The sequence below is a fragment of the Ornithinibacillus californiensis genome (assembly GCF_001038485.1).
In the GTDB taxonomy this organism is placed as follows: domain Bacteria; phylum Bacillota; class Bacilli; order Bacillales; family Amphibacillaceae; genus Ornithinibacillus; species Ornithinibacillus californiensis.
Genome location: NZ_LDUE01000046.1, coordinates 38,485 through 51,475, shown reverse-complemented (window position 1 = coordinate 51,475; position 12,991 = coordinate 38,485). Strand labels below are relative to the sequence as shown.

At 39.5% G+C, this 12,991-nt stretch carries 12 protein-coding genes; 9 read left to right on the top strand and 3 right to left on the bottom strand.

Annotated features, from left to right (window positions below):
• Positions 1-50 precede the first annotated feature (50 nt).
• Both TE34_RS10375 and TE34_RS10370 read left to right on the top strand, forming a co-directional pair.
• Positions 51-725: a hypothetical protein gene (locus TE34_RS10375; RefSeq protein WP_047984749.1), complete on the top strand. Its 675-nt coding sequence runs from the start codon at positions 51-53 to the stop codon at positions 723-725.
• Positions 726-879: 154 nt separating this feature from the next.
• Positions 880-2,160: a DUF5667 domain-containing protein gene (locus tag TE34_RS10370; protein ID WP_047984748.1), complete on the top strand. Its 1,281-nt coding sequence runs from the start codon at positions 880-882 to the stop codon at positions 2,158-2,160.
• A 49-nt stretch (positions 2,161-2,209) separates the two neighbouring features.
• On the opposite strand, the gene kynA is transcribed toward TE34_RS10370, so the two are convergent.
• The 3 genes from kynA to kynU are packed head-to-tail and all read right to left on the bottom strand — an operon-like array spanning position 2,210 to position 4,966.
• Positions 2,210-3,058, bottom strand: a complete 849-nt coding sequence (gene kynA / locus TE34_RS10365; RefSeq protein WP_047984747.1) for a tryptophan 2,3-dioxygenase — start codon at positions 3,056-3,058, stop codon at positions 2,210-2,212.
• Positions 3,051-3,695: an arylformamidase gene (gene kynB / locus TE34_RS10360; RefSeq protein ID WP_201777689.1), complete on the bottom strand. Its 645-nt coding sequence runs from the start codon at positions 3,693-3,695 to the stop codon at positions 3,051-3,053. The genes kynA and kynB overlap by 8 nt, the downstream gene beginning before the upstream one ends.
• Entirely contained in the window at positions 3,695-4,966 is a 1,272-nt protein-coding gene (gene kynU / locus TE34_RS10355) for a kynureninase (protein ID WP_047984745.1), read from the bottom strand. The genes kynB and kynU overlap by 1 nt, the downstream gene beginning before the upstream one ends.
• Positions 4,967-5,128: 162 nt before the next feature.
• Between kynU and TE34_RS10350 the strand changes: the two genes are divergently transcribed.
• The 7 genes from TE34_RS10350 to TE34_RS20275 all read left to right on the top strand — a co-directional run bounded on the left by TE34_RS10350 (position 5,129) and on the right by TE34_RS20275 (position 12,984).
• Positions 5,129-6,307, top strand: a complete 1,179-nt coding sequence (locus TE34_RS10350; protein ID WP_047984744.1) for an LL-diaminopimelate aminotransferase — start codon at positions 5,129-5,131, stop codon at positions 6,305-6,307.
• Positions 6,304-7,965 carry a thiamine pyrophosphate-dependent enzyme gene (locus tag TE34_RS10345; protein ID WP_047984743.1) on the top strand — a complete coding sequence of 554 codons (1,662 nt, stop codon included), beginning with the start codon at positions 6,304-6,306 and terminating at the stop codon, positions 7,963-7,965. Before TE34_RS10350 ends, TE34_RS10345 begins: the two co-directional genes overlap by 4 nt.
• A gap of 31 nt (positions 7,966-7,996) precedes the next feature.
• Positions 7,997-9,487 carry an aldehyde dehydrogenase family protein gene (locus tag TE34_RS10340; protein WP_047984742.1) on the top strand — a complete coding sequence of 497 codons (1,491 nt, stop codon included), beginning with the start codon at positions 7,997-7,999 and terminating at the stop codon, positions 9,485-9,487.
• Positions 9,488-9,718: 231 nt separating this feature from the next.
• Positions 9,719-10,891 (top strand): saccharopine dehydrogenase family protein, encoded by a 1,173-nt coding sequence (locus tag TE34_RS10335; RefSeq protein WP_047984741.1) that lies wholly within the window; start codon positions 9,719-9,721, stop codon positions 10,889-10,891.
• 61 nt (positions 10,892-10,952) lie between these two features.
• Positions 10,953-11,714: an IclR family transcriptional regulator gene (locus TE34_RS10330; protein WP_047984740.1), complete on the top strand. Its 762-nt coding sequence runs from the start codon at positions 10,953-10,955 to the stop codon at positions 11,712-11,714.
• Between the two features lies 1 nt (position 11,715).
• Complete coding sequence (locus tag TE34_RS10325) at positions 11,716-12,045, top strand: DUF3870 domain-containing protein (protein ID WP_047984739.1); 330 nt, start codon at positions 11,716-11,718, stop codon at positions 12,043-12,045.
• Positions 12,046-12,234: 189 nt separating this feature from the next.
• Positions 12,235-12,984 carry a hypothetical protein gene (locus TE34_RS20275; RefSeq protein ID WP_053075056.1) on the top strand — a complete coding sequence of 250 codons (750 nt, stop codon included), beginning with the start codon at positions 12,235-12,237 and terminating at the stop codon, positions 12,982-12,984.
• The last annotated feature ends 7 nt before the right edge of the window (positions 12,985-12,991 follow it).

Genomic DNA, 12,991 nt, shown 5'->3' with positions numbered 1-12,991 from the left:
AAGATTAGACATTCTTTATTTTATTCATTCTATCTCTAGGAGGAAATCCTGTGAAGCTTTTTCAAGTTCGGAAAGGTCAATTTGTTTTTTATCAAAATGAACTCCACAAAGTATATACTGTAAAACCTATGTTTAAAAAGTCAGTGCACTTGTATCGATTAAAGGATATGAAACAAGTTTTAACTAGTGCGAACGAAATAACATTGTACAAGCCAAAGCATAATGATACGTTTATTTTTTATGGGAAACGCTATACGATTGACGAAAATAGAAAGCCTAATCCTGGTGATTACATACTAATCACAAAGCCAGCGCCAGATTTTCTAGATCATTATTCACTAAACTCCATTGAAAAAGTGGATAGTGTGGAAGATGGCAATGTTGTGACTACAAGGGATAATGGCGTTAAGCATAATGAATATGTTGTAATGGTTCCTGGTAAAGCGGACGCAAGCCAAGAAATTGCATATTATGATAAAAGCTTAGTTCCGGAAGAACAACAAATTCAAGATGAATCCATTACCTATATAACCGATAGTGATGAGGACGTTGTAAAACCAGTGGTCGGTGATGTATTCTTAGATATACAAAGTAATACGAAGGCAATGGTCATTGCGATGACAGACTCTGAAGTATTCTTTGGTCATGGTAAGCATATTCATATCACTGACCTATTAGATGAAGAAAAATATAAAGTTATTTTTCGTATTGAAGAAGACCTCTAAAACATTGTTTTTAGGGGTTTTTTGTGTTGATTTGCAACAAATAGATCTAGTTAAATAGTTCTATTTTAAAAAATACTAGGCAAAAAACGACATATAATTATCCAACCCTGCGAAACTTTTAGGGCAATCATTTATAAAGGGGAGGAAACAATAAATGAAGTATTCACGTAAACTAACAAGTCTAGTGACTAGTACGGTCCTAGCAGCAGTAGTAGTAACATCTGGGGCAACAACAGCTCTAGCAGAAGAAAGTAACGAAGGAAGCCTAACTCTTACAGAATCACAAGAGGAAACTACAAACACTACTGAAGAATCAGCAGTTGATGAGACAAGTGGCGATGATGTTGTAGCAGAAGATGATTCTGAGGAAAACAAAAACACAGAAGAAGACACAACTACTGAAGGTGAAGAAGTTACTGAAGAGGATGAATCTACTGATGAAGAAGTAACTGAAGAAGAGGAAGTAGATGCTGGGCTAATTCCTGGAGACTTTTTCTACTTTGTAGAAGTAGTGCAAGAAAAAATAACTTTAGCATTAACTTTTGATGATTATAAAAAGAGCCAATTATTAGCAGAATATGCTGCTAAGCGTATCGCTGAAGCAAATGTTCTAATTCAAGAAGGTAAGATTGATGAAGCAGGTGAATTACTTCAAAAAGCTTTAGATTTCCAGGCACAAGCGGAAGATAAGCTTGAAGGTGAAGAAGAAGTTACTGAAGAAGAAAGCACAGAAGAAGGAACGGAAGAAGAAGTAGCAGAAGATTCAACAGAGGAAACTGAGGAAACAACAGAAGAAGAGGCTACTGACGAAACAGCTGTTGAAGATGAAACAGAAACAGAAGAAGTAATTACTGAAGAAGATACGGAAGAAGTAGTAGCAGAAGATGATGAAGAAACTGCTAAAGTAAAAGTTAAATTAGCAAATAATATCAATGCTCTATCTGCAGTACTTGCGAAAATCGAAAATCCAAAAGCACAAGCTGCTATTATGAAAAATATTGAAAAGTCATTTGCTAAACTAGCGAAGAAAATTGAGAAGCGTGCAAGTAAAGTAACCAAAGAAGAAGAACTAGAATTAGAAGAAGAAGTTGCAACTAACGAAGAAACTACTGAGGAAAACTCAGAAGAGAAAGCAACTTTAACTGTTGAAGCACCAGTTACAGATGAAGAGCCTGAAATCTCTAAGGACGACCTAGATGGTGAAGAAGAAGTTGAGTCTACAGAAGAAACAGAAGAAGTTGTAAAGGTTAAAAATAAAAAAGCTGAAAAGAAGGCTGAGAAAGCATTAGAAAAAGCCGAAAGAAAAGCTGAGAGAGCATCAGAAAAAGCGGATAAAAAAGAAAACAAGGGTAATAATGGTAAGGGCAACAACGGTAACGGCAATAAAGGAAATAATGGAAATGGTAACAAAGGAAAAGGAAATGGTAACAATTAATTAGTGTTAAAAAATGCTTAGGATCTCGTCTGGAGACCCTAAGCATTTTTTATATCTTAGTTCGTACGTCCCATAATTCGGGGAAGAAGTAATGGTCAAGCACCTTTTTTAAATAGGCTACCCCTGATGTTCCACCGGTACCGGTTTTGAGACCAATGATTCGTTCGACTGTCTTCATATGACGGAATCGCCATTGTTGGAACCAATCTTCAATATCGACAAGCTTTTCAGCTAATTGATATAGGTTCCAATATGTATCTTTGTTCCGGTAAACCTCTAACCAAGCATCAGCAACAGTTGGATCTTGCTGGTATTTTTGGGAGAAGTCTCTTTCTAGTACGCTTTGGTTAATACTAAATCCTTCTTTAGCTAATGATTGAATGGCTACATCATACAAGCCTGGAGCTTCAAACGCTGCTTGGAGTCGTTCATGTAATACAGGGTCCTTTTCATATATTTTCACGATATGGGGTGTCTTGTAACCTAGAACAAACTCAACTAGACGGTATTGATACGATTGAAACCCAGATGCATTTCCAAGTAAACTACGGAATTCCATATACTCTGATGGCGTCAACGTTGAGAGTACATCCCAAGCATGAATGATTTGTGATTGAATTTTAGATACACGGGCAAGCATTTTAAAGGCAGCTTGATATTCCTTATTCTGAATAGCCTCTGTTGCAGCTTCTATCTCATGAATCATTAGCTTTAGCCAAAGCTCACTAACTTGATGAATGACGATAAATAGCATTTCATCATGATGATTAGAGAGGCGTTTTTGACTATCTAGTAAAGATTCGAGTTGTAAATAATCACCATATGTCATTTTTTCCTTGAAGTCTGTATAAGCTCCTGAGTCATCCGAATAGAAATCCCATACATAATCCTCACGCATCCGATAAGTCCTCCTTTACTGGTTGTAAAACAGCCCTTACTGGACTACCATCAGCACCAACAATCCTTAATGGAAGGGCAATAAGTTCATAATCACCGGGCTCTACATGGTCGAGCATGAGGTTTTCTAAAATGTTAATGCCATGTTTGTAAAGCGCATGATGTGTCTCTAAGCTTTTGCTATTTATCGGGTCAACAGAAGGCATATCAATACCTAATAAAATGATTCCTTTGTCGGCTAGATAGGCAGCAATGCTTGGGTCCAGAACTGGTATATCTTCTGGGAAGTGTTTAGGGTTATTCGGTAGAGAAGTATGAAGCAGTAACCGTGTAGTACCCTTTAGGTTATATTTTTTTAATACCTCTGGTGTAATGGTTTTATATGGACTTACATCAATAACTATAGCTTTCCCTATATACGTATCCACTGGAATTTGTTCAATTGTTGTTCCATGATTATCGAAATGGAATGGGGAATCGGCATGCGTTCCCATATGAACACTAGTCGTGATTTTTCCTACATTAGCAGATCCAGTTTGTTCTTTTGTAGCAGCAACCTCATAGGTGAAAGGGCGATCACCTGGCCAGTGTGCCATATCATTAGTAAGTGGTTGTGTTATATCAATCCATTTTGCCATCAAGCGATAACTCCTCTTGTATTTTCGAATTTTTTATATGTTTGCTCCTGCATGATAACTTTTAATGTTTGAACCGCTTGCCAAACTTCTTCAAAGGTATTATAAAGTGCAACAGGTGCAAGGCGTATCCCGTTTGGACTTCTAAAGTCAGGTACTACTCCGGATACTTTTAATGCTTTACAAATACTAGCTGCATTTGGGTGGGTTAAATAGATATGACCACCACGTGATGAATGGTCGTTTGGTGAAGCAACTTCAAATTGGAAATCATCTAACTCTGCATGTATTAACCCCAGTAAATAATCCGTTAGCTTTAAAGACTTTTTACGGATGGCTGTAATTCCTGCTTCTTCAAAGATTTCTAGTGAACCAATTAGTGGGGCTAGGCTAAGCACATGTGGTGTACCAATTTGAAACGCTCCAGCAGTAGGAGCAGGTGTTAATTCATGGGCCATATCAAACTGTACTTCTTTAGCTGAACTGAACCAGCCCGATAGCCCCGGCTCCTTACCTAGATGCTTTTTATTAACATAGATGCCAGCGACACTCCCAGGACCTGCATTTAAATGTTTATACGTGCACCAAAAGGCAAAATCGACATTCCAATCGGATAAGCTATGTGGAATGGAGCCAATGGAATGACATAAATCGAATCCAATAACAATTCCACGCTCATGCGCAGCCTTGGTCAACGCTTTCATATCAAGTATTTGCCCACTACGATAAAGAACACCCGGGAGGATGATTAAAGCAATCTCATCTGTCATCGCCTCAATGATATCCTCTGTTTTTAGCGTGTGGCCGTCACTGCTTTTTACTTGGACAAGATGGTTTTCTGGTGAGTAACCCTTTAATTGAAGTTGGCTCTTTATCGCATATATATCAGACGGAAAGTTTAACGCATCTGCTAGAATTTTCGTTTTCCTGCCCTCGGGTTGATAAAAGCTTGCTAAAAGCTGATGTAGGTTGGCCGTCGTAGATCCTGTTGCAATTAACTCTTCGGGATCCGCCCCGACGAGTGGAGCAAATTGTTTACCAAGTTCCTCTGATAAGTAAAACCACGGATGATCACCACTAGTCCAACCATCTATTGCGTGATTTTTCCAAGACTCTAATATGCTGAGAACTGCTTTTTCTGATCGTTTGGATAAGAGTCCGAGGGAATTTCCGTCTAAATAAACTTTCTCTTTAGAAACATAGAATTCATCTCGAAAAGCGGATAAGAAATCCTTTTTGTCTAAATAAAGAGCATAGTCTTTACTTGTGTCCATTTTTTCACCTCAGTTTAGAATAAGTAAGCGCTTTCTATATTCATTGTAACAAAAATATTTCGTTTTTTAATAATAATTGAAAAAATTTGTTAATACGATTATACTGATGTCAGATATATGAAATAGCGTTTCGTATATTGAAACGGAAGGATGGGTAGAACCATGTATGTGTCAGATAGGGTAAAGGAGTTACCGCCGTATCTATTTTCCAGATTTCAAAAGAGGAAAGAGGAATTGAAGGCTATTGGTGTGGATGTCATTGATTTAGGAATTGGGGCACCTGACCTGCCTACACCGAAGTTTATTATCGATAAGCTTTGTGAGGAGGTACAGAATCCAATGAATCATCGATACTCCCCCTATGACGGAAGCAAGGAGTTCCGTGAAGCTGTGGCCCATTTTTATCAAAACCACTATGGGGTAGAGTTAGATCCAGACACAGAGGTTTTAGCACTAATCGGTTCTAAAGAAGGAATTGCCAATCTCATCCAAGCAGCGATTAATCCAGGGGATACCGTGCTTATTCCAGATCCAGGTTATCCCGTCTACCAGACAGCGGTACATTTAGCAGGAGGCACTAGTACTTATCTTCCGTTAGATGCACAGAATGGCTATGTACCAATGTTTGAACGGGTATCAGAAATGGATAAACAAGCAGCGAAGTTACTCTTCTTGAATTATCCAGGGAATCCGACCGCTGCAACAGTAGAATTGAATACCTTTTTGGAAGCGATTACATTTGGAAAGAAAAATAATATTGCTGTCATTCATGATGCTGCTTACGACTTGGTAACGTTTGATGGTTATAAGTCTCCAAGTATTCTTCAAGTGCCACAGGCGAAAGAGGTTGCGGTTGAATTTGGGTCGCTGTCTAAAAGCTTTAATATGACTGGCTGGCGGATCGGGTACGTTGTAGGAAATAAAGACTTAATCAAAGCGCTTCACACGTACAAAAGTAATATCGATACGAGCCAATTTTTAGCGATTCAAAAAGCAGCAGCACACGCATTAAGAAGTGATTTATCAGATGTGAAAAAACATAATGAAATTTTCAAGGCAAGAATGGAACGAATGTACCAAGGTTTAATAGAGGCAGGCTTCGAAGTAGAAAAGCCAAGAGGATCCATTTTTATTTGGACGAAGATTCCAGCTGGCTATACGTCTGCGGTATTTTCAGAAAAACTGTTAGAGGAAGCTGGAATTATTGTTACACCAGGAACTGCTTTTGGTCCTTCTGGTGAAGGGTATATTCGCATATCGTTATCTGTACAACTAGATCGTATTGATGAAGTTATTAGAAGAATAAAGGAATTTACGAGTAAAGGCGTGATCTCGTCATGATTCAAATGAAAACAAAAATGACCGCTGCAAAAGCAATTGTGGAATGTATAAAGCGGGAACAAATTACAAAAGTATTTTGTGTTCCAGGGGAAAGCTACTTGCCATTATTGGATGCTTTATATGATGAAGCTTCCATTGATTTGGTTTCTGCTAGACATGAGGGTGGAGCATCCTTTATGGCGGAAGGGTATGCCAAAGCCTCAAGGAAACCAGGAGTTGTACTTGCGACTAGGGGAGTAGGTGCAGCCAATCTATCCATCGGTGTACATACTGCTTATCAAGACTCGACTCCAATGGTTGTCTTCCTAGGGCAGGTACATAGTAAATTCCGTGGCAGGGAAGGTTTCCAAGAAGTAGATTTAGATCAATTCTTCAAGCCGATTACGAAATGGGCAGTTGAAGTAAAGGATCCAGAAAGAATGCCTGAACTAGTAGGTAGAGCATTTCGTATTGCACAATCGGGTCGACCTGGACCAGTAGTCGTTTCTTTGCCAGAGGATGTACTGCCTGCAGAGGCAGAGATGCACTTCGGACCAGAGATTACGATTCCAAGACCAGCACCTTCTGATGGAGAGGAAGTCTCAGTGGCGAATTCCCTTATTGAGGCAGATAAACCACTAATCATTGCTGGTGGAGGGGTGAAACTGTCTCAAGCTGAAAAGGAATTACTCCGATTTGCTGAACGTTTCCAAATTCCAGTTATTACAGCTTTTCGCCGACATGATGTGTTTCCGAACAATCATCCGCTATATGCTGGACATCTTGGATTAGGCACACCGAAAAAGGTAATTGAAACGGTAAAGGAAGCAGATTTAATACTAGCGTTAGGAACCAGGCTTTCTGAGGTTACTACACAGGATTACACATTATTGTCGGCTGAACAAAAACTAATTCATGTAGATATCGAACAAGAGGTTATTGGTAAAGTTTATCCACCTGACGTTGCTATTATTGCTGATATGAAAAAGGCACTAAATGCTTTTACGTATATGGATATAAGCTTTGCTTGGCCGACATGGGCTAGGGAATGTAACCAGCGATACTTAGAGGTTAGTAGTTTAGAAGTTTCAGAAGCAGACGTTATCAATAAGCATATCATCAAAGCAATGGTAGATATGCTCCCTGCTGATTCGATCATTACGAATGATGCCGGCAACTTTGCCGGTTGGTTACATGGATTCTATCCATTTACGAAATCGAACACCTATGTAGGACCAACGTCAGGGGCAATGGGGTATGGTTTACCTGCTGCTTTGGGGGCTAAATTAGCAAATCCTCAAAGAACGGTCGTATCTCTATCAGGTGATGGCGGATTCATGATGACCTTCCAAGAGCTTGAAACAGCAGTGCGAGAAAATATCCCAGTAATTGCGCTTGTATTTAACAACAACAGCTATGGAACAATCCGTATGCACCAAGAAATACATTATCCAGAAAGAGTCATTGGAACTGATTTAGGTGAAGTATCTTTTTCTGCTTTAGCAAAGGGTGTTGGTGCACAAGGGTATACTGTTTCAACCATTGGCGAGTTCAAAAATGCTTTACTTCAAGCACAAAAAAGCGGCTTGCCAACAGTGATTGAAATACTCACCAATGTGGAGCAAATATCCGTTTCATCCACTATATCATCGATAAGGGGTCAGACCCCTAAACTATAATCTTAGCAAAATATTTGAGGAGGTATTTTAAATGGTAGAAGTAAAAACAAAGAAGTTATCAAACTTTATTAATGGAGAATGGGTTGAGGTAGAAAAGACAACCCCGGTCTATAACCCTGCGACTGGCGAAGCAATACTGGATGTTCCTTTATCAGATGCAGCAAGTGTAGATGCAGCCGTTCAAGCAGCCAAAAAGGCACAAAAAGAGTGGGCACTAGTCCCTGCGCCTCAACGTGCAGAAGTTCTATATCGAGTTGGTTATCTATTAAAGGAAAGAAAAGAAGAAATCTCACAGCTGTTAACAATGGAAAATGGAAAAGTGATTGAGGAAGCACGTGGGGAAGTGCAGGAAGGTATTGATATGGCATTCTACATGGCTGGAGAAGGAAGACGTTTATTCGGTCAAACAACACCTTCCGAATTAAAGGATAAATTCGCCATGAGCGTTCGCGCACCTATTGGGGTTGTTGGAATCATTACACCATGGAACTTTCCGATTGCAATTGCAACGTGGAAGTCATTCCCTGCCATTGTTGCTGGTAACGCAGTAGTTTGGAAGCCTGCAACAGAAACGCCAATCATGGCTTATGAGTTAGCGAAGATTTTTGAAGAAGCTGGCCTTCCAAAAGGCGTGATTAACGTAGTATTTGGTGGTGGTTCCGAGGTTGGTGATGCGATGGTACATCATGATGATATTCGAGTGATTTCTTTTACCGGGTCTAACGATGTTGGACGTAATATTGCTGGTGAATGTGGACGCCAGTTGAAAAAGGTGTCCCTAGAAATGGGTGGTAAAAATGCTGTAATCGTCATGGATAATGCAGACCTAGATCTAGCAGTAGAAGGAATTCTATGGAGTGCCTTTGGAACAAGTGGTCAGCGTTGTACCGCATGTAGCCGTGTAATCGTTCATGAGGATGTAAAAGAGGCGTTAGAAGAGCGACTATTAGTTGCAATGGAAACATTAACAATTGGTAATGGGCTAGATGAATCCATAAAAGTGGGACCAATCATCAATAAAGCCGGTATCGAAAAGATTAAAAAGTATATTGAAATTGGTAAAGAAGAAGGAGCAAAACTTCTCGCGGGTGGCTATGAGTTAACAGAAGGCGAACATGCAAATGGTAATTATTTCGCTCCAACAATATTTACAGATGCAAAAGTTTCCATGCGAATTGCTAAAGAAGAGATTTTCGGACCAGTAGTTTCTTTAATACCAGTGAAGAGCTTTGAAGAAGCAATCGAAGTGAATAACAGTGTAGAATTCGGTCTTTCCAGTTCCATCTTTACAAGAGACGTAAACCGCGTTTTCCAAGCACAACGCGACCTAGACACAGGAATAGTATACGTAAACGCAGGAACAACAGGAGCCGAAATCCACCTACCATTCGGAGGAACAAAAGGAACCGGAAACGGCCACCGCGACTCCGGAGTCCAAGCCCTAGACGTCTTCACCGAATGGAAATCCGTCTACGTAGACTACAGCGGCAAACTCCAAAGAGCACAGATAGACGTGGAGTAAGGAAAAATTATTTATTTATGTTGGCTAGTGTAAATTGAACAGATTCTTCAATGCACTTAGCGGTCGGAATACACGGAGACTCCTGTGGGAGCAAAGGCATCGGTGAGACCCCGCAGCTCGGAACGAGCGAGGAGGCTCACCAGCCGCCCACGGAAAGCGGAGTGTATTCCGACCGCGGCCAGGGCCAGAAAATATAATTATAGGATTAAATTTTACAGAAGGAGTGATCACATGAAAGTAGGAGTACTAGGATCAGGATTAATGGGAAAAGAAGCAGCACGAGACCTAACAACAAGCCAAGGAGTAACAACAATCGGATTAGCAGACCTAGATTTAACAAGAGCACAACAAGTAGTCGACCAACTAAACTCACCAAAACTAACAGCACACCAAGTAGACGCATCCAACCAAGAAGAACTAGCAGCATTCATGCGTCAATACGACGTTATCATAAACGCACTATTCTATTCCTTCAACGAAATCGTAGCAAAAACAGCCATCCAAGTCGGCGTAAACTCAGTCGATTTAGGAGGACACATTGGACACATCACCGATAAAGTATTAGAAATGCACGAAGACGCAGAAGTAGCCAATGTAACATTAATACCAGACCTTGGCGTAGCACCAGGAATGATTAATATTCTTTCTGGCTACGGATCTAGCAAACTAGATGAAACGAAATCTATTAAACTGTTTGTTGGTGGTATTCCAGTAAGACCAGAACCACCACTTGAGTATTTTCACGTGTTCTCGATGGAAGGCTTAATGGATCACTACACAGACCCGTCGTTAATCATCCGAAATGGCGTGAAGCAAGAGATTCCATCTTTATCCGAAGTAGAACGACTTCACTTTGATAAATTTGGGCCATTAGAAGCTTTTCACACTTCCGGTGGAACATCAACATTACCAATCTCTTTTCCAAACGTGGATACATTAGAATATAAAACGATTCGTTACCCAGGACATGCGGAGAAGTTCAAACTACTAGTTGACCTGAATCTGACACGTAATGACTATGAGGTTGATTTACATGGGCAAACAATAAAGCCGAGAGAAGTATTACTAAAGGTTCTTGATCCAATTGTGGAACTAGGTGACCGCGATGATGCAGTGTTACTTCGTGTAGAAGTTTCTGGCACAAAGGATGGAGAGTTCACTACGTACCAATATGAAATGGCTACTTTTAAAGACAGAGAACATAATGTAACAGCGATGGCTAGAGCAACTGCGAATACCATTTCGGTTGTTGCTCAAATGATTGGGAATGGAACAATTGCGAAAAGAGGAGTTTATCCTCCAGAGCAGAGCGTTCCAGGAAATGTATATATTGAAGAAATGGCAAAACGCGGAGTAGTCATTACAGAATCGGTTGTGAAGGAAGACTCCAAAGTTAGAAACTAAAGGCATTTCCCTCTGTTTAGGCAGAGGGGCCTTTTTCTAATTGTAGGTAAGGAGAATAGAGATGAACCAAAGTGTAAAGAAGGCACTTAAACTATTAAACTTATTTGATGAAAAAAACTACGAACTTTCTTTAAAGGAAATATCAGAACGAGCAAATTTACCGAAACCTACAGCCTATCGTTTATTAACAACATTAGAATCTATGAATTATGTTTACAAGCTAAAGGAAAATGAACATGATAGTCGCTATCGATTAGGATTAAAGCTATTGGAGCTCGGTCAGTTAGTTTCCGATCAACTAGAAGTTAGACGAATTGCCTATCCTTATATGGAGAAGCTTGCTAATGACATTCAAGAGGCAGTGCATCTTGTGGTAATAAATCACCGCGAGGCAATCTATATTGAAAAGGTGGAAAGTAATAAAGCCATTCGTCTGTATACGCGAATTGGTAAAAGCTCCCCACTTTATATTGGATCTGGCCCTAAAATGCTTCTAGCAAATCTATCAGAAGAGAAGCAAGAAGAAATATTAGACGAAGCTGAAAATAAAATAAACCGAGAAACGTTTAAGAAAGAACTTTCAAGAATACGTACAGAAGGGTATTCCTATAGTATTGGTGAACAGGACGAGAATACAACTGGAATCTCCTACCCAATCTATGATTATCGTAATCAAGTAATTGCTGCCTTAACTGTTAGCGGTTTGTCCACTTATTTTGAAGGTGAAAATTTAACTGAAATAAAAACCAAAACAGAAGAAACCGCAGCACGTATCTCTAGAAAGTTAGGTTTTCGAGGCTACATCCAAGGAGTTGTTAACTAATATGAATACCGTTTTTATTGCAGGACATGCTCGATTACCGTCTGGTATGGCCGCGCAAAATATGTTTGAAACGTTAACCATTACCGCTGAGATTGACTGGAAGTATGGTGTTATTGTCGCAGCAAGCTGCACTTTAGCAACCGAACATGGCCGTGATTTTGTCCAACATTTATTAAGAGGCTATAGCTTGCAGGATGGAATAGAGGAACCAGTAAGAACTGTAAAGGGACATTATATGGGGAAAGCTGGGAATGCCATTGTTTCTGCACTGAAGGATTTGCATAAACAATACGAGTTGTATTTGGAAAAAAGGAAAAGTGCATCTGTATAGAAAGAATATTTCATTCAAGCGCATAGTTGTAACTATGCGTTTTCTTTTGTTTAAAAGTTCTTCGCCAAACTATAAAAACCTTCAGAATTTTTGTTAGAATAGATATAGATAATTGGAATAAACGTGGAATGGAACCATGAGGAAAATAGAGAAGAGGGTAACTATAACTGATGGTGGGAGTGGAGAGAAATGAACAGGCTAGAGGATTTTACAGAATTCAAATGGATACGAAGAGAAACAAGAAATATTGATGGAAATAGTCGAGTGTCAGACTTTATCCCTCAGCGATTTACACACTTTTGTAAAATTATGAACCCTTTCCTTCGCGATTGGAATATAAAAGATAAAAATTTAGTGTGGTCTAAGTGTGAACCAGATGAAGAGCTGATTATGAACAATGTGGAGAAAATGACATGCAAACAAGTAATGGATGAGCTGAATCTCCCCTATACGAAAGAGATTAGTGGTTGGTCATTACATCATGCACTCGGGTCACTGAACCTTCCTAGATACCTTATTTTCCCCGATGAAGGGACCATGGAGCGAAATATCTTTGAGGAAACTATCAATACATTAACCCCTTTCACAAATGAGACAGGTTGTTATTTTTATTTTGAATGGTTAAAAACGGTATATACTCTTTCTCAAGATTCTGATTTACATGCTAGAGAACTTATGTATCATGGAAAATTAAATGATGTAACAACTTTATACCATAGAGGTGAGGGTTTTGAATTAGGATCCCCAACCTATTGGTGGCCGGAAGACAAGCAGTGGTGTATTTTTACGGATTATGATTTCGATTTTAGTATTGTAGGCGGATCCAAAGAGATAATTGACGCCTTTCTATCTAATGACAAATTAGAATGTATACAGGTGGCAAGAGATACTAGAGTTGATTTTGATGCAGATAAAGATAATCAATTACGAAAAAGATAGGATGGTT